Source organism: Castellaniella sp. (genome assembly GCF_047971665.1).
Taxonomy (GTDB): domain Bacteria; phylum Pseudomonadota; class Gammaproteobacteria; order Burkholderiales; family Burkholderiaceae_B; genus Castellaniella.
In genome coordinates, this window is the sequence record NZ_JBKEAA010000017.1 from 63,150 (window position 1) to 87,836 (window position 24,687).

At 63.2% G+C, this 24,687-nt stretch carries 23 protein-coding genes; 10 read left to right on the plus strand and 13 right to left on the minus strand.

Going from position 1 to position 24,687, the window contains the following annotated elements:
- Nucleotides 1-3: 3 nt before the first annotated feature.
- Together ACK5JE_RS06455 and ACK5JE_RS06460 are read right to left on the minus strand one after the other, a co-directional pair.
- Nucleotides 4-687 carry a heavy metal response regulator transcription factor gene (locus ACK5JE_RS06455; RefSeq protein WP_416800872.1) on the minus strand — a complete coding sequence of 228 codons (684 nt, stop codon included), beginning with the start codon at nt 685-687 and terminating at the stop codon, nt 4-6.
- A gap of 221 nt (nt 688-908) precedes the next feature.
- Entirely contained in the window at nt 909-1,943 is a 1,035-nt protein-coding gene (locus ACK5JE_RS06460; protein ID WP_416800873.1) for a beta-propeller fold lactonase family protein, read from the minus strand.
- 451 nt (nt 1,944-2,394) lie between these two features.
- Here ACK5JE_RS06460 and ACK5JE_RS06465 point away from each other — a divergent pair, with 451 nt between their 5' ends.
- From ACK5JE_RS06465 to ACK5JE_RS06475, 3 genes are all read left to right on the plus strand, one after another.
- A complete protein-coding gene (locus ACK5JE_RS06465) occupies nt 2,395-2,643 on the plus strand; it encodes a DUF2933 domain-containing protein (protein WP_416800874.1) in 249 nt (82 codons plus the stop codon).
- A gap of 533 nt (nt 2,644-3,176) precedes the next feature.
- Nucleotides 3,177-5,006 carry a copper resistance system multicopper oxidase gene (locus ACK5JE_RS06470; RefSeq protein WP_416800922.1) on the plus strand — a complete coding sequence of 610 codons (1,830 nt, stop codon included), beginning with the start codon at nt 3,177-3,179 and terminating at the stop codon, nt 5,004-5,006.
- Nucleotides 5,003-6,169, plus strand: a complete 1,167-nt coding sequence (locus ACK5JE_RS06475) for a copper resistance protein B (RefSeq protein WP_416800875.1) — start codon at nt 5,003-5,005, stop codon at nt 6,167-6,169. The genes ACK5JE_RS06470 and ACK5JE_RS06475 overlap by 4 nt, the downstream gene beginning before the upstream one ends.
- Here ACK5JE_RS06475 and tnpC read toward each other — a convergent pair.
- The 4 genes from tnpC to ACK5JE_RS06495 all read right to left on the minus strand — a co-directional run bounded on the left by tnpC (nt 6,079) and on the right by ACK5JE_RS06495 (nt 10,144).
- On the minus strand, nt 6,079-7,632 hold the full coding sequence (tnpC, locus tag ACK5JE_RS06480; protein ID WP_416800876.1) for an IS66 family transposase: 1,554 nt from the start codon (nt 7,630-7,632) through the stop codon (nt 6,079-6,081). The two genes, ACK5JE_RS06475 and tnpC, sit on opposite strands and share 91 nt — an antisense overlap.
- 53 nt (nt 7,633-7,685) lie before the next feature.
- A complete protein-coding gene (gene tnpB, locus ACK5JE_RS06485; RefSeq protein ID WP_416800877.1) occupies nt 7,686-8,021 on the minus strand; it encodes an IS66 family insertion sequence element accessory protein TnpB in 336 nt (111 codons plus the stop codon).
- On the minus strand, nt 8,018-8,359 hold the full coding sequence (gene tnpA, locus ACK5JE_RS06490; protein ID WP_416800878.1) for an IS66-like element accessory protein TnpA: 342 nt from the start codon (nt 8,357-8,359) through the stop codon (nt 8,018-8,020). Before tnpA ends, tnpB begins: the two co-directional genes overlap by 4 nt.
- 789 nt (nt 8,360-9,148) lie before the next feature.
- The gene (locus ACK5JE_RS06495; protein WP_416800879.1) at nt 9,149-10,144 is read right to left on the minus strand and encodes a GlxA family transcriptional regulator; all 996 of its coding nucleotides are present in this window, start codon (nt 10,142-10,144) and stop codon (nt 9,149-9,151) included.
- A 248-nt stretch (nt 10,145-10,392) separates the two neighbouring features.
- Between ACK5JE_RS06495 and ACK5JE_RS06500 the strand changes: the two genes are divergently transcribed.
- Nucleotides 10,393-11,781, plus strand: a complete 1,389-nt coding sequence (locus ACK5JE_RS06500) for an L-serine ammonia-lyase (protein WP_416800880.1) — start codon at nt 10,393-10,395, stop codon at nt 11,779-11,781.
- Between the two features lie 9 nt (nt 11,782-11,790).
- Here the strand turns inward: ACK5JE_RS06500 and ACK5JE_RS06505 are convergent, their stop codons facing one another.
- Nucleotides 11,791-12,759, minus strand: a complete 969-nt coding sequence (locus ACK5JE_RS06505) for an EamA family transporter (RefSeq protein WP_416800881.1) — start codon at nt 12,757-12,759, stop codon at nt 11,791-11,793.
- A 31-nt stretch (nt 12,760-12,790) separates the two neighbouring features.
- Between ACK5JE_RS06505 and ACK5JE_RS06510 the strand changes: the two genes are divergently transcribed.
- Entirely contained in the window at nt 12,791-13,246 is a 456-nt protein-coding gene (locus tag ACK5JE_RS06510; RefSeq protein ID WP_416800882.1) for a PaaI family thioesterase, read from the plus strand.
- Complete coding sequence (locus ACK5JE_RS06515; RefSeq protein WP_416800883.1) at nt 13,243-14,229, plus strand: LLM class flavin-dependent oxidoreductase; 987 nt, start codon at nt 13,243-13,245, stop codon at nt 14,227-14,229. The genes ACK5JE_RS06510 and ACK5JE_RS06515 overlap by 4 nt, the downstream gene beginning before the upstream one ends.
- 104 nt (nt 14,230-14,333) lie before the next feature.
- Here the strand turns inward: ACK5JE_RS06515 and nadE are convergent, their stop codons facing one another.
- The 3 genes from nadE to ACK5JE_RS06530 all read right to left on the minus strand — a co-directional run bounded on the left by nadE (nt 14,334) and on the right by ACK5JE_RS06530 (nt 17,687).
- Nucleotides 14,334-15,161, minus strand: coding sequence for an ammonia-dependent NAD(+) synthetase (nadE, locus tag ACK5JE_RS06520; RefSeq protein WP_416800884.1), 828 nt, complete (start codon nt 15,159-15,161; stop codon nt 14,334-14,336).
- Nucleotides 15,162-16,850, minus strand: a complete 1,689-nt coding sequence (ilvD, locus tag ACK5JE_RS06525) for a dihydroxy-acid dehydratase (protein WP_416800885.1) — start codon at nt 16,848-16,850, stop codon at nt 15,162-15,164.
- 132 nt (nt 16,851-16,982) lie between these two features.
- On the minus strand, nt 16,983-17,687 hold the full coding sequence (locus ACK5JE_RS06530; RefSeq protein WP_416800886.1) for a Crp/Fnr family transcriptional regulator: 705 nt from the start codon (nt 17,685-17,687) through the stop codon (nt 16,983-16,985).
- Between the two features lie 91 nt (nt 17,688-17,778).
- On the opposite strand from ACK5JE_RS06530, the gene ACK5JE_RS06535 reads away from it, so the two are divergent.
- From ACK5JE_RS06535 to ACK5JE_RS06550, 4 genes are read left to right on the plus strand one after another with little or no spacing between them, the layout of a single operon-like run.
- Complete coding sequence (locus ACK5JE_RS06535; RefSeq protein WP_416800887.1) at nt 17,779-18,741, plus strand: ABC transporter substrate-binding protein; 963 nt, start codon at nt 17,779-17,781, stop codon at nt 18,739-18,741.
- Nucleotides 18,738-19,556 (plus strand): ABC transporter permease, encoded by an 819-nt coding sequence (locus tag ACK5JE_RS06540; protein ID WP_416800888.1) that lies wholly within the window; start codon nt 18,738-18,740, stop codon nt 19,554-19,556. Before ACK5JE_RS06535 ends, ACK5JE_RS06540 begins: the two co-directional genes overlap by 4 nt.
- Nucleotides 19,549-20,256: an ATP-binding cassette domain-containing protein gene (locus ACK5JE_RS06545; RefSeq protein ID WP_416800889.1), complete on the plus strand. Its 708-nt coding sequence runs from the start codon at nt 19,549-19,551 to the stop codon at nt 20,254-20,256. The genes ACK5JE_RS06540 and ACK5JE_RS06545 overlap by 8 nt, the downstream gene beginning before the upstream one ends.
- A gap of 13 nt (nt 20,257-20,269) precedes the next feature.
- Nucleotides 20,270-22,384, plus strand: coding sequence for a TonB-dependent receptor family protein (locus tag ACK5JE_RS06550; protein ID WP_416800890.1), 2,115 nt, complete (start codon nt 20,270-20,272; stop codon nt 22,382-22,384).
- A gap of 64 nt (nt 22,385-22,448) precedes the next feature.
- Here ACK5JE_RS06550 and ACK5JE_RS06555 read toward each other — a convergent pair whose 3' ends face one another.
- The 3 genes from ACK5JE_RS06555 to ACK5JE_RS06565 form a co-directional block, all read right to left on the minus strand.
- A complete protein-coding gene (locus ACK5JE_RS06555) occupies nt 22,449-23,246 on the minus strand; it encodes a transporter substrate-binding domain-containing protein (protein WP_416800891.1) in 798 nt (265 codons plus the stop codon).
- Nucleotides 23,247-23,315: 69 nt separating this feature from the next.
- Nucleotides 23,316-24,044, minus strand: coding sequence for an amino acid ABC transporter ATP-binding protein (locus ACK5JE_RS06560; RefSeq protein ID WP_416800892.1), 729 nt, complete (start codon nt 24,042-24,044; stop codon nt 23,316-23,318).
- Complete coding sequence (locus ACK5JE_RS06565) at nt 24,028-24,678, minus strand: amino acid ABC transporter permease (RefSeq protein ID WP_416800893.1); 651 nt, start codon at nt 24,676-24,678, stop codon at nt 24,028-24,030. Before ACK5JE_RS06565 ends, ACK5JE_RS06560 begins: the two co-directional genes overlap by 17 nt.
- Nucleotides 24,679-24,687: the final 9 nt, after the last annotated feature.

A 24,687-nucleotide genomic window follows, 5' to 3' on the forward strand; every position in this document is an offset into this window, starting at 1 on the left:
CCGTCAGCCTGGGAGAGCGACATCCAGCATGTAGCCCATGCCGCGTACCGTATGGATAAGCTTGGGCTCGAAGTCGTCGTCGATTTTTGCGCGCAGGCGTCTTATTGCGACATCAATGACATTCGTATCGCTGTCAAAGTTCATGTCCCATACCTGGGACGCAATGAGCGACCGGGGCAATACCTCACCCTGACGACGAACCAGAAGCTCCAGCAGCGCGAACTCTTTGTTGGTGAGGGCGATGCGTCTCTCCTGGCGTTCGGCGCGACGGCGCGGGATATCAAGGACGAGATCAGCGACCTGCAGCTTGCCTTGAAAAGCGGAAGCGGCGCCGCGACGCAGCAAGGTACGTACGCGCGCCAGCAGTTCCGAAAAAGCGAATGGCTTGACCAAATAGTCATCAGCGCCAAGCTCCAGTCCTTTTACGCGATCTTCCACGTTGTCTCTTGCCGTCAGAAAGAGCACGGGCGTAGAGGACTTCTCATACCGAAGCGCCTGCACGATTCGCCAGCCGTCCACATCAGGCAACATGACATCCAGGATGATCAGATCGTACGCGCCGGTGAGTGCCAGGTGATGCCCATCAAGGCCGGTTCGAGCCAAGTCTACGACAAAGCCGGCCTCTGTTAAGCCTTGACGGACATAATCCCCTGTTTTGACCTCATCCTCGACCACGAGCAGCTTCACGGCTGTGTACCTCTTAAAACCAGATCTCATCAACATTGCATGGATGACTGTAATCCTACCGCACTGTCATCGACATGACACGAACATTACAAACACGCAATGTTCGTGTGGCTCTTGCGAGGTAGGACCACTATTTCGCATATCACAATATTTGCGTTCATAGAGTCAGTTTTCAACCAGCGTTGACCGCTATATAAGCTCGCCCACATGCGCTGCCTCGGTTAAGGGAGGCTGCGATATGTGATCCCGTTGGGATTGGGCCCAACCTGGTAGGTGGCAACCACTTCTTGGGTACCGACGTCGATCGCGCTCACGCTATTATCAAGAGCATTGGTGACGAAGACGTATTTTCCATCTTTGCTCGCGACTACCCCATGGGCACCTTTGCCCGTCACCACCGTCCCGATCACGCTCTGGTTTTGGGTATCGATGACCGATACCGTATTATCCGGCTTGGTGTCGCTTCCCTGGTTGGCCACAAACATCGTATCGCCTGCGCCGGCATACAACTGGATTGGGCCACGACCGACATTTATCTGGTTGATGACTTTCCTTGCAGCAATATCGATGACTGCGACGCTGTTCTCATCTCGCAGTGAGACATACATCTGCTTGCCGTCCTTTGTGAATGCCACTTGCACGGGCGCTTTTCCAACAGAAATTCTGGCTTTTTCCTTGAGGGTTTTAGGTTCAATGACGGATACAGAGTTATCGCTGGCATTCGCGACGTAAAGCTCGTGTCCATCCGGGCTGAATCGCAGGCCGTGAGGATAAGCACCGGTGGCAATTTCAGCGGCAAATTTCCCTGTCTGGGTGTCCACGACGGACAATTGGTTTGCATCTGCGTTCGTAATATAGGCGTAGCGGCCATCCTGGCTGGTGACAACATGAGCAGGATGGTCGCCTGAAGGCAGCGTTTTCAGCACTCTATCAAGCCGCTCCACATCCAGGATCAGCAGGCCGGCATCCCCATGGCTGTTGGCGCTGGCGCCAGGTCCATTACCATGCCCACCTCCTTCCATTTTTGCTGTGCCGACAGCGAGCAATGTTTTTCCGTCGGGAGCAATCTGCACATTGTGGGGGATGACGCTGATCTGAGTCGTCTGTACATCACCCGTGCTTAGGGTGATTTTGCTAATGGATCCGTCACCTTCATTGGCGCTATAGACGACGCCGTTAGGAAGGGATGACGCATGGACCATACTGACGGAAAAAGCGAGAGTGACAGCCAGAAGAATGGGACGAAGTTTGAGCATGATGCCTCCAATATAGGCAGGGAAGGAAAACCTGCTTGCTGACCACGGCCGAGCGAAAGTCTCACCTTTCAGGGCGAGATCAAGCGAAGCAACATCAATGCGACGCCGACGACGCCCTTGCATCGTGGCGAAGAAACTCCGACCGAAGGGGCGGATCTCTTCACAACAGGACCAATGGTCAGAACTATATGGTTTCGCCTCTGACGTAACGATTACCTCGAAATTACATGTTCGTAATACATGTTCCTGCAACGTATATGCAGGGCGCTACGTCACTTGGAGTTAGATGGAATTCCGTGGAATCAGGAAACGCGACATGAAGATGACAAAGATGTAATGCTGAAGCAATCCGCCTGACAGACATGGGTCGCTATAGTGGTGTCGTTGCCGGGTATGTAGGTAAATGCCGGCAAGTGTTCAATAAAAGGAGTGTCGAGAGATGAAATGCGATATGAAGACCATGCTGAAAGGCGGCCTGGGATTGGCTTTGCTGATTGCTGTGGCCTACGCGGCGTTGCCGATTGCACGAGAGTGGATTGTTTCGATAAGCCCCTTTTTATTTTTTTTGATCTGTCCGCTGATGATGCTCTTCATGATGAAAGGAATGCAATCATGTCATTCTGAGCATAGTGGAAAGAAAAGCGAACCCGCGCCGGCTCCAGTGCCTGAATCGACTACCACAACCAAACATTTAGGATGATGAGCAGTTGAAGTGACATCGATCCGTTTTTTATTAGCCATGCTAGCGCCAGCACTGGCTTGGTTGCCTGGCGCCGGTGCCTACTTCTTCAGCCAGAGGTATCTTCGATTCACTGCGAGGCTTGTTTGCACTTCAACCAAACAGCCTCCGCGGAAGCCAGGGTTCAACCGGAGTATCCAGTGGTCCTCATTTGCATTATGAACCGCGCGTCAATTATCGACCATTAGATCCCATCCAAGAAATACGACAACTGGCCTCGCATGTCCAAAAATCAAGCTGTGTTTTTGCGGCATGAAGGCAGCAGGAACGAAAATGGGGTTTTGGCCCGTTCTTTTTTGACTTCGGATAGGACTGATCCATTGATTACAAAAAAGCAATCAGCCTGTCACCAGCCTGACAGTCGCACTTGATTAAGGTTAAGTAATGGCGTTTGTCGTTTTAGTCTTCGACAGGCAAATTTCAACTAAAAAACCCAGCTCACAGGATTCTCACGCGTGAAACGTCTGTCTACGCTAACTGTTCCCGTACCGTTCATGTCTCGCCGCCGCTTTGTTCAAGGATTAGCTGCTGGCGGCGTGCTTCTTGGTCTGTCGCCCTATGCCCGAGCACTTGGGATGCAGTCGAGCCGGACGACCAGCACAGGCTCTGCGCAGATCCTGACTGGAACCGAATTCAATCTGGAAATCGGTGAGTCTCCCGTCAACTTCACGGGCAGTCCCCGCATGGCAACTACCGTGAATGGCTCGCTTCCTGCGCCGACCTTGCGATGGCGCGAGGGCGATACGGTGACCATCAGGGTAAAGAACCACCTGAGAGAAGCCACCTCCATCCATTGGCACGGCATCATCCTGCCGTTTCAGATGGACGGCGTACCCGGGATCAGTTTTGTGGGAATTCCGCCTGGGGAAACCTTCACGTATCGGTTCAAAGTGCAGCAAAGCGGCACTTATTGGTACCACTCTCACTCGGGCATGCAGGAAGCTACCGGCGTTTACGGGGCGATCATCATCGACCCGGCAGTGGCGGATCCTATACGCGCCGATCGAGAGTATGTCGTCCAGCTGTCGGATTGGACCGACGAAGACCCGATGCGGGTGCTCGCCAAACTGAAGACGCAGGGTGACTATTACAACTATAACCAGCCCACGGCAGTGGATTTCTTCCGGGATGTCTCCGACATGGGACTTAAAGCGGCCGTGGACAAGCGCAAGATGTGGAATGAAATGCGCATGAGTCCCACGGACCTGGCGGACCTGTCGGCCGATGTCCTCACTTACCTGATGAACGGCACCACGCCGGCCGGGAACTGGACGGGGCTGTTTCGACCTGGCGAGCGTGTTCGATTGCGCTTCATCAATGGGGCGGCGAACACCTTCTACGACGTGCGGATTCCGGGCCTTGGCTTGACGGTCGTGCAAGCCGATGGCGTCGATGTGGAGCCGGTCACCGTCGATGAATTCCGATTTGGTCCGGGCGAAACGTATGACGTGCTGGTACAGCCGAAAGACGACGCCTACACCATTTATGCACAAGCCATGGACCGCACCGGCTATGCGCGCGGTACGCTGGCTGTCCGCGCCGGGCTCGAAGCGCCCGTGCCCGCGCTTGATCCTGTGGAATGGTTGACCATGGCAGACATGATGGGCGGCATGGGCGGCGGCATGGCGGGCATGAGCCCTGGCGGCGCCAGCCAGCCATCTATGGGTGGCATGAACCACGGTGGCATGGCCGGAATGAGCCACGGCAATATGGCCGGGATGAGTCATGGCGCCATGCAGGGCATGAATCACGCCGGTATGGCGGGCATGGATCACAGCGCGATGACGGCCACCGGCGCCAGCACCCAGGTGCGCCATGCCAGGACGGAATATGGGCCGAGTATCGACATGCGGGTAGACATGCCGCGCACCAATCTGGACGATCCGGGCATTGGCCTGCGTAACAATGGCCGGCGCGTACTGACGCTCGCTGACCTGCATACCGTGGGCGGGCCGATGGATCCTCGTGGCGCCGAGCGGGAAATCGAGCTGCACCTGACCGGAAACATGGAACGCTACGCTTGGTCGTTCGACGGCGTGGAATACGGAAAATCGACGCCGGTTCATTTCCGTTATGGCGAACGGGTCAGAGTCATATTGCACAACGACACCATGATGACGCACCCCATGCACCTGCACGGCATGTGGAGCGAACTGGAGACGCCCGATGGGCGGTTCCAGGCCCGGCGGCACACGATTCCGGTGCAGCCGGCCCAGCGGATCAGCTTCCTGGTGACGGCCGATGCCCTTGGGCGGTGGGCGTGGCATTGCCATCTGATGCTGCACATGGATGCGGGGATGTTTCGCGAAGTGGTGGTGGCATGAAAAGCATGAACAATCCGTCAGGCATCCAGGTCATGAACAATCAATTGAAGAAGAAGTTTCTTGCAGCGGCCATCGCTACAGCGGGGATGATACCCGTGCTTGCCTACGCGCAGCCGGATGGGGGACATGCCGGCCACACCTCGGACTCTTCAAAGGCGACGAATACACCAGCGACGGCCTCAGGCATGAATCACGGCTCCATGAACATGTCCAGCATGAACCATGGCGGTGGGGAAGCTCCAGCACAAGGCCATGACGCTATGAAGGCGCCGATGAAGCGGCCAGTAATGAGCAAGGAGTCCTCCGCCATGCAAGGGATGACGCACGGCCAGCCGAGCTCCAATGCGCCGGTCTCTGCCCACAATATGGACGCCATGGACCACGGCGATATGCAAATGCAAGGTGGTTCGGCGCCACCCGGCGCCCGCGATCCCGATGCCTACTCGGATGGCTACGTTCGCAATGCGGGCAAGTATGCGCTGCCACCCTCAGAGAAGTTGGTCATGTCCGACATGCACAACTTCGGTTCAGTGAATTTCGACCGATTGGAGTACGTCAGGGCGCGAGGCGAGGAGTGGGCGGCCTATGAAGGTGAAGCATGGTATGGCAGCATCTATACTCGCGCCGTGATCAAGGCCGAAGGCGAAGTGGCGAGCGGCAAACTGCAAGAGTCCAGGACGCAATTGTTGTGGCGTCATGCAGTGTCAACATTCTGGGACACAGAGTTGGGCGTGCGTTTCGATCATGATCGAGGTGCACCGAACCGGGAATGGTTGGCATTCGGCTTCAAAGGACTGGCGCCTTACTGGTTTGAAGTCGATGCCACTGCCTATGTTGGTCCAAGCGGCCGCAGCGCTCTGGGGCTGAAGGCGGAATATGACATCTTGTTGACCCAAAAGCTCTACTTGCAACCCAGTGTGGAAGTGAATTTTTATGGCAAGAATGACGAGCGCCGGGGCATTGGCAGCGGCCTGGCGGACGGTACGGCGGGCTCGCGCCTCAAGTACGAAATTACGCGTCAGTTTGTCCCGTACGTTGTAAGCACCCGGTCAACCCGTCTTGACGGTAGAGATCAAGCAGCGGGGGCCCACCGATGGGGCAGCAACTCGGCGATCCGATGGTTTTTCTGCGATGGCAGGCGCGTGAGCACATCCTTCAGATAGGCATACGGATCATGCCCGTTCAGGCGCGCCGACTGGATCAGGCTCATGATGGCGGCCGCCCGCTGGCCGCCACGCAGCGACCCGGCAAACAGCCAGTTCGAGCGCCCGATCGCCCAGGGCCGGATCTGGTTTTCCACCCAATTGTTGTCGATCGGCGCATCGCCATCGTCCAGATATCGTGTCAACGCCTCCCAGCGCTTAAGGCTGTAGTCGATGGCTCGTGCCGTCCCCGAGCCATCGGGCACTCGCTGACGTTGTGCGATCAACCACCGATGCAGGGTGTCTGCCATGGGTCGCGCACACTCCTGCCGTATCTGCCTGCGGTCATCGGTGGAGAGCTCTGAGACCTCGCGCTCGACACCGTACAGGCTGGCGAACAGCTCCAGCGCCTGGGCGGCGATCTGACTCTGGTGGTTGACGTGCAGATCGTGGAACTTGCGCCGGGCATGCGCCATGCAGCCCAGCTCCGTGATGCCTGCCGCAAACCCGGCCTTGTAGCCGGAGTAATCATCGGTCACCAGCTTGCCGCGCCAGTCCTGCAGGAAGGTGCGGCAGTGCTCCCCGGCACGGCTGGGCGCGAAGTCATAGACCACGGCCCGCAGGCTGTCGTAGGACGTGGGCGTGTACGCCCACAGATACGCCCGCTGCGTCTTGCCCGCGCCAGGCTTGAGCGTCTGCACCGGCGTCTCGTCGGCATGCAGCACCGTGCGGCCCAGCATCTCCACCTTGAGCGCATCGACCAGCGGCTGCAGGCGCAGCCCGCACACGCCCACCCAGTCGCCCAGCGTCGAGCCAGGCAGCGCCACCCCGGCACGCGCAAAGATGCCTTCCTGGCGGTACAACGGCAGGTGGTCGGCATACTTGGCGACGAGTACCTGTGCCAGCAGGCCAGCCGTCGGGATGCCCTTGTCGATGATCTGAGGGGGGACCGGTGCCTGCGTGAGCGTCTCGCACTGGGCACATACCCACTTGCCACGGATGTGGCGCTCCACAGTGAAGACGCCTGGCACGAAGTCCAGACGCTCGCTGACATCCTCGCCGATGCGCTGCATCTGGCAACCACACCGGCATTGTGTCGAGGCCGGTTCATGGTGGATGTCGACACGCGGCAGCTCGGCGGGCAGCCGCAGGCGACGCGGTGCTCGTGGTTTCTGTGGCGTGGCTGCGGGCACGTCCCGCAGGGCGTCCAGTTCTTCCTCGATGGCCGCCAGGTCCTCGTCCATCGTCTCTTGCAGCAGACTGAGCTGGGCGGCATTCAACTGTTCGCTACGCTTGCCATAGCGCCAGCGCTTGTACAGGGCCAGCTCATGCGTGAGCTGATCGATATGCGTCTGCTTGGTGTGGATCACCTGATCCCGTGTGGCAATCTGCCCGTCGCGTGCCGCCACTTCGCCCATCAGTTGCTGAACCAATGTGCGCAGTTGCTGCTCGTCGAGCTGATCGAGGGAGATTGCCGAATCCATAGGCGGCAGTATGCCGCCGACCGCCTTGTGGTGGTATTGGCGTCTTGCCTGATTTACAGCACCGAGATGGCACCCGCCGAACCCACATGCTGCCACGGCAGGCCCAGCACCAGAGCGTGCCACTGCGCGGCATCGAGCTCGATATGCGGCCCGTGCATCGCATCGGCCCAGACGAACTTGCCCCGATTCAGGCGCCGCGCTGCCAGCCACACGCCAATCCCATCATGGATCAGCACCTTCATACGATTGGCGCGACGATTGGCGAAGCAATACGCGTGATGCGGGTGGGCCGCACCGAATACCGTCACCACGCGCGCCAGGGCCGTTCCGGCACCCGCGCGCATATCCAGCGGCTCGGTCGCGAGCCAAATGGCTTCGACGTGAATCATCGCAGCCACTCGCGAAGCCACGACACGCAGGCTCCCGCTTCGCTGACAGGCCAGTGCACCGTGGCCTGCACGGCACCGCGAGCCAGTCGAATCTCGATGTGACGACCCGGGCCTGGCGACAATCCAGACGACATGATCGGCACGAATGCCGGTGCCGGGACAGGGAGCTGCTCGGCCTGCCGGATCCATTTGCGCACCACGTTTGCGTTGATGCCGTGCGAGAGCGCGACACCTGCCACGGACACGCCAGGTTGACGGCACTCGGCCACAATCTGGGCCTTCAGGGGCTTGGGATAAGACCGGCGTCGGCGTATGGGGGCTAATTCTGTCTTCGACATGGTGTCCACCTAAAAATGGTGGACACTATCGGAAGCACCCCGGGTGGTTCAAGACGGCTTTACCGGGTGCTTACCGTGAAATTTCCGGGCTAGAGGTTCCGGGTCGATTCAGACCTGTGGCCGCTCTCACCAGAAAATAAAAAAGGCCGTCTCTGATAAACAGAGACGGCCTTCCGAAATTGGTGCCCGGGGCCGGAATCGATCCGGCACGCCTTGCGGCGGGGGATTTTCTTACCACTTCGGTTTTCACCGCCGACGTTCCGAAGAACGGCGTTCGTGGTCTGGAGCACGCCTTCACCATAGCATCGCGTCAACGCTTCGCTTTAGGTGCCCGCCGTCTGCTCTCTACACCTTCCGAGGGGCCTTTCGGCTCCAGGGCTTGGCTCGGCATTAGCTCGGACTTGTCGTCCAGGGCCTTCACCGAGTTTGACGGGCTTCACCTCTGGGGTTTCCCCCGGAGGGCTCAAATTTGGTCTGAGTCCCCTGCGTCTACCAATTTCACCACCCGGGCAAAATTGTGAAGCAGTCCTACTTCACTACTACTTACTACCACCTGCCAGGAGCCAGTACGAACCCGTTTGGCTCCTATTTGGCTCCTAGAACGAAAACCAACGTTTTCGTTGCCGGTGCCTAAAATACTTCAAACCCCTATCCCATGCGGCTTGGCGGGCATCGAACTCATGTTGCGTATAGGTAGAAGTACCTATTTTTGAGTCCCCTGCGCCTACCAATTTCACCACTCGGGCAGCATCGGTGCGGCAGAACGTCGCACCGGAAAAAGAAATATCATTATACGGTGTTTTCGGCGCGGCCCGCTGCGCTGCGCCGCCAGACACCGGGCGCCATCCCGTACTCGGCGCGAAAGACACGGCCCATGTGGGCCGCATCGGCAAACCCACAGTCGGAGGCAATGACGGCGATGGATTTGTCCGTATGGCGCAGCATCCACGTCGCCTGACGCAGGCGCACGGCCCGGGCATAGGCCTGTGGCGTCGTGTCCAGATGTTGGCGGAACAATCGCTGCAACTGACGTGCGGACAGCCCCAGGCGATCAGCCAGACCGTCCAGCCGCTGGATCTGGCCTGCGTACTGCTCGATCACCAGCGTGGCACGCCGCAAAGCCGAGGGGCTGTCGGCCGGCACGCCGGGCGGCGGCGGCTGGATCTGCCCGCCCGGCCCCGCAGCCGCATCGATCTGCAAACTGCGCAGCGCGCGGCGCACATCGGCCTCCGGCAGATGACGGCGCAGGATGCGCGCGGCGACATTCGTGACCGCCGCGCCGCCGACACACGTAATGCGACGCCGGTCGAACACTGCGGGTCGGTCCGTGACGATCCGCTCCGGATCGAGGGCGGGAAAGCGTTCGACAAAATCCCGGTACTGGTCGCCGGCGACACACAACCGGTGCCCCGCCAGGACGCCAGCCTGGGCCAACGCGTGAACACCATTGCACAGGCCGACCAGATAGCGTCCACCCCGGGCCGCCTGCTCCAGCCAGGCGGACAGCGCCGGCCTCGCCTCGGCCGGGGGGAACGGACCGCCCACGACGAACACATAATCGAACCGCAGGGGATCGCCCAGCAAATCCGTCGGCACGACCTGGATGCCGCTGGCCGAACGCACGGGGATCAGGGTATCGGCAACGACCTCCCAGGCGCAGGGACCGAATGTGCCGCGCTGGGCATCGAGCACCCCCAGCAGATCGGTCAAGGACGCCAAGGCGCTCATCGAAAACTGCGGCAGCAGGGCGAACCCTATTCTCAAGGGGATGTCGCTTACATTCATAAAAACTCACTCATATGTCGCTTTTATTATACTTTTTTTCATAATCTCAATACATCGAAATACGCGCATCATCAGGACTACAGAATAAGAGCGGATTTCATTCCTGCCTCATGTCGCTTTCGTTCAATCAAGAATCCACCAATTCACTAGAATCAACAAAAACCTTTCAGACGTCGCGTCCCCCCGGCATGACCGGGCCCGACGTCTGGCTGCCTTCTTCAACAGATCACGTGCGCAGGAGGAAGATCATGGCGCTGTCGGTCTTCGACATTTTCAAAATCGGTATCGGCCCTTCCAGTTCGCACACGGTGGGACCGATGCGCGCAGCACGCAATTTCGCCCGCAATCTGGACGGCCGGGGGCTGCTGGATCAAGTGGCGAGCCTGAACATCCAGCTCTACGGCTCTCTTGCGGAGACCGGCGCGGGTCACCGCACCGACATGGGCATCATGCTGGGCCTGATGGGCGAGGCTCCGGATACTGTCGACCCTGCCGCCATCAGCGGCCTGATGAATGCCGTGACGCGCGATCATCGGCTGACACTGTGGCACCGGCACACCATCGGCTTCGATCCCGGACGCGTCTTTTCGGGCCGGGTCAAGCCGATGCCGGAACACCCCAACGGCATGCGTTTCATTGCCCTGGACGCCGCAGGCGCGACGCTGCTCGATGAACGCTACGTGTCGATCGGTGGGGGTTTCATCCGCGCGCTGGACAGCATCGAAACCGACGAGACGGTGCCGGAGCATGCGCCCATGCCCTACCCCTTTTCGACCGCGGCCGAGCTGATCGACGCCTGTCAGCGGCACCACCTGACGATCGCCCAGCTGATGATGGCCAATGAGTCCACGCTGCGTTCCCCCGAGGAGGTCCGGGCAGGTGTGCTGCGCATCGCCCAGGTCATGGACGAGGCCATCGACCGGGGCTGTGGCCTGCAAGGGCCGGTGACCGATGAAGTCCTGCCGGGGGGGCTCCGGGTCCGCCGCCGTGCGCCGGATCTGCATGCCCAGCTCAAGGCCGGGCCCAAAAAAGAAGACGACGTCATGTTCGCCATGGACTGGGTGAACCTGTATGCCATGGCGGTGAACGAGGAAAACGCCGCCAGTGGCCGCGTGGTGACCGCGCCGACCAACGGGGCCTCGGGGCTGCTGCCCGCCGTGCTGCGTTATTACCGCGCCTTCATTCCCGGCTGGTCCGAGGATGGCGTGGTGGATTTCCTGCTGACCGCTGCGGCGATCGGCTTCCTGTACAAGGAAAACGCCTCGATCTCGGGAGCTGAGGTGGGCTGCCAGGGCGAGGTCGGGGTCGCCTGTTCGATGGCGGCGGCCGGCCTGACGGCAGTACAGGGCGGCACAGTGACTCAGATCGAGAATGCCGCCGAAATCGGCATGGAGCACAACCTGGGTCTGACCTGCGACCCGGTAGGCGGCCTGGTGCAGATCCCCTGTATCGAACGCAATGCCATGGGCGGCAACAAGGCCATCAATGCCTCGCGCCTGGCGCTGCACGGCAATGGCAAGCATCACGTGTCGCTGGACACGGTGATCGAGACCATGCGCCAGACCGGCGCCGACATGAAATCGAAATACAAGGAGACTTCGCGCGGCGGGCTGGCCGTGAACGTGGTGGAATGCTGAGGCCCGCTATCACGCGGAGGCGGCATCCGCCGCGCGCCGCCCCGCCCGCACGACCTCGATACTGGCGGCGACCACCAGACCCGTGCCCAACATCTGGCTGATGCTCATGCCCTGCCCCAGAAAGACCCAGCCGGTCGTTGCGCCGACGGCGGGCTCCAGGCTCATCAGCACGCCGAACATGGCCGCCGGCATGCGCCGCAAGGCGATGATTTCCAGAATATAGGGAATCAGCGGCACCAGCACCGCCAGCCCCACGGTAAACACCAGTTGCTCCCAGGGGAACAGCGCCGGACCGGTCTCGATCACGGCGAAAGGCAGCGACAGCAATGCAGCGACCGTCAGCGAGACCGTCAGTCCCTGCAGGCCGGGAAACACCGGGCCGATCTTTTTCATCATGATGATGTACCCGCCCCAGCCGGCCGCGGCCAGCAGGGCAAAGGCAATGCCGACCGGGTCCGCGCCACCCGGCAGACGCGCGTCGCCTTGCACCAGCAGGCCGATCCCGATGGCGGCCAGCAAGGGCCAGGCCAGGGCGCGCCAGCCGCGCGCGCCCAGCGCGGCAACGGCCAGGGGGCCGCAGAATTCCAGCGCCACGGTCAGGTGCTGAGGCAGGCGCTTGATCGCCAGAAAAAAGGCCAGGGACATGATGGCCATGGCCGCCCCCAGGATCAGGGCCGCGCGCCACTGCGCCGCGTCGTAGCGATGCAAGGGCGGACGCACGAACAGCATCAGCGCCAGCGCAGCCCAGCACAGGCGCAGGCTGGAGGTGCTGAGCGCGCCATAGTCGTGGATCACCGGAACGGCCAGCGACACGCCGGTCTGCACGCTGACCATGGCCGCCACGGCCAGGCAGACGGCCAGACCGATGCCCGAGCCAGGCCGTGCGGCCGACCGGGAGCGGTCGGCCACCGGATTTTGGGGCGCGGAGGAAAATGGCTTATCGTAGGACACGGTGAGGGTTGCTTCCACTCTCGGCATGCTTGCGATTCACGACTATACAGGACTCGTCATGACCCCATCGACTGCCACGATCGACACGCCAGACGCCACCCTGCGTGCCCGGATCCAGGACAGCTTCGACCGGTCCGGCCTGCTGCGCCACCTGGGCGCCCGCCTGGGGGAGGTCGTGCCGGGCCGGGTGCATATCCACTTGCCCTACGGCCCTGGCCTGACCCAGCACCTGGGCTATTTTCATGCCGGATCGACCACCACGATCGCCGACACGGCCGGAGGCTTTGCCGCCCTGACGCTGGCACCGCCGAACCACACGGTCCTCTCGGTCGAATTCAAGATCAATCTGCTGGCCCCGGCACAGGGAGAATCCCTCGAGGCCATCGGCGAGGTCGTCCGCGCGGGCCGGACGCTGACCATCGTCCAGATCGATGTCCATGCCCTGAACGCTGACAAAAGAACCCCCGTGGCGCTGATGCAGCAAACCATCATCAACCTGCCGGAATCCTCATGACACACGCCGCCATTCCCTTCTCTGTCCTGGACCTGGCGCCCATTGCCGAAGGCGGCAATGCGGCGGAATCCTTCGCCCATACGGCGGACCTGGCCCGCCACGCCGAATCCCTGGGCTACCGGCGCTACTGGATGGCCGAACATCACGGCATGCCAGGCATCGCCAGCGCGGCCACCGCGGTGCTGATCGGCCACGTCGCTGCCGCCACCTCGCGCATCCGCGTGGGCGCCGGCGGCATCATGCTGCCCAACCATTCTCCCCTGGTGATCGCCGAACAGTTCGGAACCCTGGCAACCCTGTACCCGGACCGCATCGACCTGGGCCTGGGGCGCGCGCCCGGCTCGGATCAGGTCACCTCGCGGGCGCTGCGCCGCACGCTGGATTCGGACCCGGAGGCCTTTCCGCGCGACGTCACCGAACTCATGGATTATTTCGAGGGCTGCGGCCCGGTGCGCGCCGTGCCGGGCGATGGCTGCAAGGTCCCCGTCTGGATTCTGGGCTCCAGCCTGTTCGGCGCCCAGCTGGCCGCCCTGCTGGGCCTGCCCTACGCCTTCGCCTCGCATTTCGCGCCGGCGCAGATGATGGACGCCATCGCTTTGTACCGGCGCCGATTCCAGCCCTCGCACTACCTCGCCAAGCCTTACGTGATGCTCGGCTACAACGTATTCGCCGCCGACACGGACGAACAGGCCCGTTTTCTGGCGACCTCCTGGCAACAGTCCTTCATCAACCTGCGCACCGGCCGGCCGGGCCGCCTGCCCCGCCCTGTCAAGGGTTATCTGGAATCCCTGCCCCCGCCCGCCCGCGAGCTGCTGGATCACATCCTGTCCTGTGCCGCCGTCGGCGCGCCGGACACGGTCGCCACGCAGATCCGCGCCTTCGTCGAACGCACCGGCGCGGACGAGCTGATGATCACCTGCAACATGCACGACCATGCGGCCCGCCTGCGGTCCTACGAGATCGCCGCCGGGCTGATGGCCTGACGCTGCGGGCCTGGCGGCAGGCCGCGACCAAACCGAGACCAGTCCCGGATGGCCCATCCGATCGCGCGCGGGCCCGCGATATCCGGCGCCCGGCGCACGGGCCCTCAGGGGGCGATCGGCAGCGCCCGCTTGTGGGCGCTGCGACGCCAGGTGGAGACAATGATGTCGAAGGTTTCCGGCGAGACTGCCCGGCCCTCGAGGAAATCATCGATCTGCTCGTAGCTGACGCCAAAGGCATCCTCGTCGGGCTTGAGCGGCTTGAGCAGCTCCAGATCGGCCGTGGGCACCTTGAACACCAGCGCGTGAGGTGCGCCCAGGGCGGCCGCCAGCGCCCGTACGCGGCGCTTGCACAGCCCCGCCAGCGGCGTGACATCGGCGGCCCCATCGCCGAATTTGGTGAAAAACCCCATCAACGCCTCGGCGGCATGATCGGTGCCGACCACCAGACCACCGCGCGCGCCGGCCACGGCGTACTGCGCGATCATGCGCTGGCGGGCCTTGATGTTGCCATGCAGGAAATCCTGCTGGGCGGCATCGCGGAACGTCTGGCCGGCCGTCTCGACTGAATCCAGCATCGCGTCCGCGGCGGGCCGCACGTCCACGGTCAACAGTTCATCGGCGCCGATCACCGCCAGACTGGCTTGGGCATCGGCCTCGTCGAGCTGGACGCCATAAGGCAGCCGCATGGCCACGAACCGGGCCTCGCCGCCCTGCGCGCGCACGCGTTCGACAGCCCGCTGCGACAGGCACCCCGCCGTCAGGGAGTCGACACCGCCGCTGATGCCCAACACCAGCGTGCGCGCGCCGGTGGCGCGCAACAAGTCCGCCAGGAATGCCACCCGCCGCTCGATCTCGGCCTGGACGTCAAACGCATCGACCACGCCCAGTTCGCGGCGAATCTGCGCTTGCAGGGCTCGTTGTGCCTCATTCATTCAGCGATCCTCGAATCGGTCCAGCACCGCGCCGGTGCTGGCGTCAGAGCAATTGAAAGCGAATTTGGCCTGCACTCCGCGCGTGTAGCGCGGCGCGGGCGGCGTCCAGGCCGCGCGCCGGGCCGCCAGAACATCATCGGGTACGTTCAGCCGCAACAGCTGGCGGCGCGCGTCGATGGTGATGGAGTCGCCCTCCTCGACCAGGGCGATGGTGCCGCCCACGGCGGCCTCCGGCGCGACATGGCCCACGACCATGCCCCAGGTTCCTCCGGAGAACCGGCCATCGGTGATCAGGCCGACGGAATCGCCCAGCCCCTCGCCCACCAGGGCGCTGGTCGGCGCCAGCATTTCCGGCATGCCCGGCCCACCCTTGGGGCCCAGATAGCGCAGCACCATCACGTCGCCCGCGCGGATGCGCCCGGCCAGGATGGCCTCCATCGCGGAGGGCTCATCGTCGAAGACCCGCGCCGGGCCTGTGATGGCGGGGTTCTTGAGGCCGGTGATCTTGGCCACCGCCCCCAGTTCTGCCAGATTGCCCTTGAGGATGGCCAGATGGCCTTCGGGATACAGGGCATCGTCCAGCGCATGGATGACATCCTGATCGGCCCGCGGCGCGTCGGGCACGTCGGCCAGGGTCTCGGCGATCGTCTTGCCGGTGATCGTCATGCAATCGCCATGCAGCAGTCCGGCGTTGAGCAGGAGCTTCATGACCTGAGGAATGCCGCCGGCCTGATGAAAATCCACCACCAGGTACTTGCCACTGGGCTTGAGGTCGCAAATGACAGGGACGCGTCGGCGCACGCGTTCGAAATCATCGATGGTCCATTCGACTCCGGCGGCATGCGCGATGGCCAGGATGTGCAGCACGGCGTTGGTCGAGCCCCCGGTGGCCATGACCACCGCCACGGCGTTCTCGATGGATTTGCGCGTGACGATGTCGCGCGGTTTCAGGTCCAGTCCGACGGCCTTGACCAGCACGCGGGCCGACTCTGCGGCCGACTCGAGTTTTTCCTGGTGCACATTGGCCATGGTGGACGAATACGGCAGGCTCATGCCCATGGCCTCGAATGAAGAACTCATCGTATTGGCCGTGTACATGCCGCCGCATGAACCGCTGCAAGGGATGGCATGCGTCTCGATGTTGCGCAGATCGGTCTCGGACATGCGCCCGGCGGCATGCTCGCCCACCGCCTCGAACACGCTGACGATGTTCAGGTCCTGGCCGCAATAGCTGCCCGGCAGGATGGTGCCGCCATACACGTAGATCGAGGGCACATTGGCGCGCAGCATGCCCATCATGCCGCCCGGCATGTTCTTGTCGCAGCCGCCGATCACCAGCACCCCGTCCATCCACTGACCCTGGACACAGGTTTCCACACAGTCGGCGATGACTTCGCGCGACACCAGGGAATATTTCATGCCTTCCGTGCCCATGGCCATGCCGTCGGAAATCGTCGGCGTGCCGAACATCTGGGGATTGCCCCCCGCCGCCTTGATCGCATCGGCGGCGGCATCGGCCAGGGGCTGCAGACCGCTGTTGCACGGCGTGATGGTGCTCTGGCCGTTGGCGATGCCGATCATGGGCTTGTCGAAATCGGATTCCGTGTAGCCGAGCGCGTAATACATCGAGCGGTTCGGTGCCCGGGCGACGCCCTGGGTGATGTTCGAGGAGCGCAGCGGTTTGGCCATGACGGGGTCCTTTCGAGAGATCGGTGCGAAAAAATCGGTGCGGAATCTTTCAGTTTAAGGCTTCCGCGCGCAGACAGACCGGACACGCGCACACGGGGCGCGGGTATTGCGCCCGGACGGGGCCAACCGCGATCAAAAGCTGCGCCGCACAGGCTGCGCCAGATCGTCCAGGAAAGCCGGATCGCACAGGATCCAGTCGCGACGCGCGCCGGTGATGCGGCCCTGCGCCACCCAGTCCGCCAGCAGCCGGCTCAGCGTCTCCGCGCGCACCCCCAGGTGCGTCGCAAGCTGGCGCTGCGTCAACGGCAGGCGCACAGCCATCTCCTCGCCAGGCCGCAGACGCAGCAGATAATCCGCCAGGCGCTGCGCGGCCGTGCTGTCGCTGAACCATTCCACCTGATTGACCCGGCGATAGACCCGGTCGCTCAGGCGCGTCAGCAGCCGCATGGACAATTCCGGCCAGGCGCGGCAGGCAGCCTGCAGACCGGCCCGCTTCAGACACACCACAATGGCGTCGCCATGCGCCCGGGCGTGCATCGGATAGCGCTCATGCGTCATGAACATGGCGGTCTCCGCCAGCACCTGACCCACCCGGAAAATATGGAACACGCGTTCCTGTCCGTCCTGGGTATGCCGCAACACCTCGATGCCGCCGCTCAGGACATACAGATACTCGAGCGCATCCTCGCCCTCCCGGAAAAGCGCGGTGCCATCCTCGACATGCAGGAGCGCGGCGTCGCGCAACAACAGCCGCGCGATCGCTGGCGGCGCGCCCCGGAACAGGGGGTGCCCCAATACCCGGGCCGGAGAATCCTCGGTCTGATTGATTTTTGTCATTGGTGGTCGATGGATTTGAATGCGACTATATAAGACTGATAATAATTCGCATTTAAATATGAGAGAGTCTCTCCATTCATCATACCGCTTGATGCGGTTCTGCCTGCTGATCATCCTGATGAGCACGGGGCTATCTGCCTTCGCCGCGCCACGCGCCCGCCTGGTGCTGGCCGGTCCCACGGCGGCTGTCAGCTTCCCCCTCATCCACATGGTCGAGACCGGCGCTCTGGCCGACTGGGCCGACAAGGTGGAATTCCGCCACTGGAAAAGCCCGGACCAGTTGCGCGTGCTGCTGGCCAAACAGGAGGTCGATTTCAGCGCCACCCCGGTCAACCTGCCCGCCATCATGGTCAATCGCGGGATGCCCGTGCGTCTGCTGAACGTCTCTGTCTGGGGGCTGCTGTGGTTCGTCAGCACCGACCCGCAGGTCCGCACGGTCGCCGACCTGGCCGGCCGGCCGCTGCTGACGACCTTCCAGCGCGACCTGCCCGCGCTGCTGCTGGAACGGCTGCTGGGCGCCAAGGGCCTGACCGGCGAACGGGCACCCGCCATCCGCTATACGGGCAACACACAGGATGCCACCGCCTTGCTGTTGGCCGGCGACGCCCGCAGCGCACTGCTGACCGAGCCCGCCGTCTCGCTCCTGATCACCCAGAGCAAACGCCAGGGCGGCGTGCCGCTGCACCGCGTGCAAAGCCTTGAGGACGCCTGGCGCGAGACATTCCCGGACCACCCCGATCTGCCGCAGGCCGGCATCATGGCCCATGCCAGCGTCGCCGGCGATCCGGCACTGACCCGGGCCTTCGTGCGCGCCTACGACCAGTCGGCGCGCTGGTGCAAGGCCGAGCCGGCCGAATGCGCCCGCATGGTGCACAAATACCTGGACTTCATGCCCACCGGGGCGCTCGAGACATCCATCCGCGTCACCCGGCTGGAAAGCCGCGACGCGCAAGCCGTGCGGCCCGACCTGGAAGCGCTCTACCGCCTGATCCTGCAACACAACCCCGAAGCCGTCGGCGCGCGACTGCCCGACGCAGGCTTCTACGGGCCATGAGCGGAGCGGGCCATCCTGAACATCGCGCCAATCCCGGCATGAACGCCCCGCCGGCGGGCGCGCGCACGTCCCGGTTCTGGTCCGTGCTGGGTATCCTCCTGATCTTTGCCGGCTGGGAACTGGCCGCCCGCATGATGGGCCCCATGCTGATGGCCACGCCTCTGGAGGCCCTTCGCTCGATCACCCTTCTGGCCGACGACCCGGGCTTCTGGACGGACAGCATCGACAGCCTGACGCGCATCGCCATCGGGGTCGGCACGGGCTGCGCCATCGGCTTCACCCTGGGCGTACTGGCCGGTCATGATGCGCGACTGCGCGGCCTGCTCGAACCTCTGCGCTGGCTGCTGATGGCCATTCCGCCCGTGGTCGTGGTGGTGCTGGCCATGCTCTGGTTCGGCCTGGGCTCGGGCATGGTCATCTTCATCACCATCCTGATGATGGCGCCCGGCATGTACGTCAATACCGTCAAGGGCATGCGCATGATTGACGCCAACCTGCTGGAAATGGGACAGGTCTATCGATTCAGCGCCTGGACGCGGCTGCGCCACATCTACCTGCCCGCACTGGCCGCGCCCCTGACGGCCGCACTGCTGATCGCCGCCTGCGGCGGGGTCCGGCTGGTGGTCATGGCCGAGGTGCTGGGCGCCGAAAGCGGCGTCGGCTATGCGCTGGCCAATGCGCGCAGCACCTTCGACAGCGGCCGGCTCTACGCCTGGGTCCTGTTGATCCTGGGCCTGGTGGCGCTGCTGGAATTCCTGCTGCTGCAACCCATCCAGCGCCGCCTGACCCGCTGGCAGGAGCCCAGCCATGCTTGAAATGCGCGATCTCGGCCTGGCCTTCGGACGACGCGTCGTGCTCGACGGCATCGGCCTGGATGTGCGCCCCGGCGAACGCATCGGCGTGATCGGTCCGAGCGGCGCGGGCAAAAGCACCCTGCTGCGGCTGGCGGCGGGCCTGCTGCAGCCGGACCGCGGCACCTGCCGCAACACCTTCCAGCGCACCCGCCTGGTCTTTCAGGAGCCCCGGCTGCTGCCCTGGCGCAGCGTGGCCGACAATCTGGATATCGCCCTGCGCGCGGGGGGGCTCCCTGCCGACAGAATCGCCGCGCAGCGCGACCGCTGGCTTGCCCGGGTCGGACTGGCCGACGCGGCGCGGGCCTGGCCCGCCGAACTGTCGGGCGGCATGGCCCAGCGCGCCGCCCTGGCCCGCGCCCTGGCGCTGGAACCGGACCTGCTGCTGCTCGACGAGCCCTTCAGCGCGCTGGACCCCGCCCTGCGCGCCGACCTCGGACGGTTGTGCGCCGAACAGGCCCGCGCCACCGGCGCAGCCCTGATCTGCATCAGCCACCAGCCCTGGGAGCTGACCGGCCTGGTGGACCGCATCCTGCGCGTGGCCGACGGCCAGGTCCAGGCGCACCCCGATGTCTCCGGCCCACCGGACGGGCCGGCGGCCAGGACGCCCTCTGTCCCGCCCACCGGGTCCGATCCGGCGCCCGCCTCTTTTCCTCTCCCCTGACTCAGGAATCCTCATGAGCAAACGACACGCCCGCACCCCTCTCGCGCTGGCCCTGACCCTGGCGGCCGGCCTGACCTCCGCCCACGCCCAGGACGTCCAGAGCCTGAATCCCATCACCGTCAGCGGCGACACGCCGGCCACCCCGCTGAACCCGGGCGTCCAGGCCGAGCGCGCCCGTCTGGACGGCGTGGCCGGCGGCACCAATCTGATCGAACCCCAGAAAGAAACCCGGCTGGCCACCCTGCGCGACGCCCTGGATTATCAGCCTGGTCTCGTGGTCCAGGAATTCTTCGGCGGGCTGGACCAGCCGCGCCTGAACATCCGCGGCTCTGGCATCCAGAGCAACCCCGTCAACCGCGGCGTCCTGTTGATGCAGGACGGCCTGCCGCTGAACGAGGCCGACGGATCGTTCGTGATCGGTTTTCTGGAACCGCGCAATGCTCGGCTGATCAGCGTGCGCCGGGGCGCCAACGCACTGTCGCCCGCCGCCACCACGCTGGGCGGCGAACTGGACTTTCAATCCCTGACCGGCACGCAAGGCGATGTACTGAGCCTGGAAGGCGGCAGTTTCGGCCGTGTCGGCGCCCGGGCCGCAAAGGGTTTCCGCGGTGACAATCTGGACGGCCGCCTGAGCGTCACCTACGATACCTACGACGGCTACCGCCACTACTCGGGCTCCGATCGCACCAGCATCCAGGGCAACTTCGGCATCCTGGGCGAGAATTTCGAAAACCGGACGTACCTGTCGTACACCGACCTGGACATCGACATCCCCTTTGTCGTGACGCGCGAACAGATGGAGCATGACCCGCGCCAGACCAACGGCGAAGGCATTGCGCTCAAGCCGCCTTTCAGCATGATCGACATCGGCAAGCGCCATCCGCACCGTGCATCGAGCCAGTTCCGCGCCGCCAATCGCACCTACTGGGGCACCGACGCGCTGAACAGCACTTTCGGCCTCTACGCCCAGAACATCGACGATACCTTCCAGGATCCGATCACCTCCACCGTGACCGAGGGCATGACCTACGGGGCGCAATGGCAGCTCGCGGGCAAATACCGCACCCTCGACTACCGCGTCGCGCTGGACTGGGCCCGCAGCGACATGGATCGCGATCTGTATTCCGTCAACAAAGAGACGGGCGATCGCAAGACCCATTACGGCAACTACGACCTGCAGGCGGAAAACCGCAGCGCGCTGCTGGGCTTCGCCTGGCATGCCACGCCGCGGTGGACGGTCGTGGGCGATCTCAAGTTCACCCAGGCCGTGCGCGACGCGCGTGACCGGTTCACCGGAGAATCCCTGGATCAGGACTGGAACTACGTCAGCCCCAAGCTCGGCCTGATCTGGCAGCCCACCGAAGACCAGCGCTTTTTCGTCAACGTCAGCCGCAGCAACGAAGCGCCCACCTACTGGGAAATCATCCACGGGGGCAAACTGCCCAACCCCATGAACGACACAACCGGCATGTCCGGCCTCAGCGAACTGGCGCTGCAACGCGCCGACACCGTCGAGATCGGCGGTGCCGGCCGCCTGGGCGCCGGGGTCTACGCACCGCACTGGGCGCTGACGTTCTATCGCAGCGACGTGCGCAACGAACTGATGTCGGTCAGCACGGCCAACGGCACGGCGGCGGGCACCTACAACTACCGCGGCGGCACCCGTCATCAGGGGATCGAACTGGGCCTGAGCGGCACCACCCCCGCGCCCGGCGAAGGCGCCAGATTCGACTACCGGGTCGCCTATACCTTCAGCGACTTCCGCTTCAAGGGCGGCGAATACGCGGGCAACCGCATCGCCGGTGTGCCGCGTCATCTGGTCAGCGCCGAGGTCCTGTACCGCGTCGGCGGACTGCGCTTTGGCCCCAACGTGCGCTGGATGCCGTCCGCCACGGAGACCAATCACGCCAACACGCCCGGCACCCAGCAGGACAGCTATGCCTTGCTGGGCTTCAAGGTCGATTACCAGATCGGCAAGCACTGGCAGGCCTACGTGCAGGGCGACAACCTGACCGACGAGACCTACGCCAGCGCCTTCGTCATCCGCAACACCGGATCAGCCGCCATGCCGACCTTCCTGCCCGGCAATGGCCGCAGCGTAATGGCGGGGGTGAGCTACAAGTTCTGACCCCGGTCGCCCGAAACCGGGCCGGACACGGCGCCGTCCATGAGGGGCAGCGCCGTCATGACGATCAACCCCCGACAGCCAGCACCTTGGGACTCAGGTCGCTGCCGTGATATTTCTTGTAGGCCTCGTTCAAGCGGCCGTTTTTCAGGTTCGTCCGGATCCAGTTATCGACCCATTCCTTGAGCCTGGGCGTCTGCTTGGGCATGGCGATCCCCAGCATGAACTCATGCTGGACGAACTTGGTCTCGTAGGGGTCGTCCTTGAGTTTCTTGTTGACCTCGGCCACGTTGGGCCATTGCGATGACATCGCCTGCACCTGCTTCGAGGCGGCCGCCGTCACCAGCGTCGCATCATCCTCGAAGCGGCGGATGTTGGCGTCCGGGGCGTTCTTCGTGATGTCGGAGTCGTTCACCGTGGCGCGGGTCACGCCGATCTTCAGCCCCTTGAGGTCCTGATAGCCGGTGATCTTCACCTCCTTGGGGGCGGCCACGATGATCTGCAACGAAGCGTAGGGCACCGAGAAATCGATGACCTTGGCGCGCTCCTCGGTAATGGACAGATTCGCCACCGCCAGATCCGCCTTGCCGGTCTGGATCGTCGGCACGCGCGCGGCATTGGTGATGGGCACCAGCTCGAGCTTCACGCCGAGGTCCTTGGCCAGCATCTCGGCCGTGGTGACATCCGAGCCCTCGGGCTGCATCTGCGCGTTGGCATAGCTGAACATCGGCACCCCCATGGCGATGGCCACGCGGATCACGCCGTCCTTCTTGATCTGATCCAGATCGCCCGCCTGGGCCGCCACGCCGAAGGCACACAATCCGAATCCGAAGGTGGCCGCCAGAATGCGCTTTTTAATCATCATTGAAGTCTCCTGAGTGAGGGTCGCGGAGCCGTCCGGCTCCGGTGCTTCATAGGCAACGGCCTATGCGTTTTACAGGCCGTTGCCTATGAAATCCTGCAATTCCCGGGTTTGCGGATTGACGAGGATCTCGGGGCCGCCGGTTTCCCAGACCTGACCGTGATGCATGAACACGATCTGATCGGCCACGCGCCGGGCAAAAGCCATCTCGTGCGTCACCAGCACCATCGTCATACCGCCCTCGGCCAGTTTCTCGATGACTTTCAGCACCTCGCCGGTCAGCTTCGGATCCAGCGCCGAGGTCACTTCGTCGAACAACATCACCTGAGGCTCCATCGCCAGTGAGCGCGCGATCGCCACGCGCTGCTGCTGCCCGCCGGACAATTGCTCGGGATAGCTGTCGTATTTTTCCAGCAGGCCGACGGTTTCCAGAACCTGGCGGGCACGCTCCTCGCAGGTCTTGCGCGGCAGCTTGCGCACGTGGCGCAGGGCCAGCGTGATGTTGTGGCCCACCGTCAGATGGGGAAACAGGTTGTAGCTCTGAAAGACGATGCCGACGTCCTTGCGCAGCTGTTCCAGATCGACCTTGGCGCCTCCGAGCTGGTGGCCGCAGACCTGGATCTGGCCCTCGTCGATCGACTCCAGGTGGTCGATGCATCGCAGCGCCGTGCTCTTGCCCGATCCGCTCTGGCCGATGATGGCCACCACCTGACCCCGGGCGATGTCGAAGGACACGCCATTGAGGACCTGATTCCGTCCAAAGGACTTATGGACGTTCTGGAGACTAACGACGGCCGACATTGAGTTTCTTCTCCATGGTTCGGCTCCACTTGGACAAGGGGAAGCACAGCAGGAAATAGAACCCGCCCACCAGGGCGAACACCAGGAAGGGCTGGAACAGGGAATTGTTGATGATCTGGCCGGCGCGGGTCAGTTCCACGAATCCCACGACCGAGGCCAGGGACGTGGACTTGATGACCTGCACCAGAAAACCCACGGTCGCGGGCAGCGACAGGCGCACCGCCTGGGGGATGACCACCAGGATCAGCGACTGCCAGCGGGAAAACCCCAGACATTCGGCGGCTTCCCATTGGGTTTTTTCGATGGACTCCACGCTGCCGCGCCAGATTTCCCCCAGAAAAGCGCTGACGTACACCATCAGCGCCACCCCGGCGGCGAACAGCGGCGGCACATCGATACCGAAAATGCCGACGCCGAAATACACGACGAACAGCAACACCAGCAGCGGGATGCCCTGGATCGTCTGAATGAACAGGGACGTCAGGAACCGGACCGTCGCCAGGCGCGACACGCGCGCCAGCATCACGCCAAAGCCGGCAAGCGACCCCAGCACAAAGGACAAGGCCGACAGCACCAGGGTCCAGCCCAGGCCCTTGAGCAGATAGACGAACTGTACGAGGCTGAATTCATCCATGGCGATCTC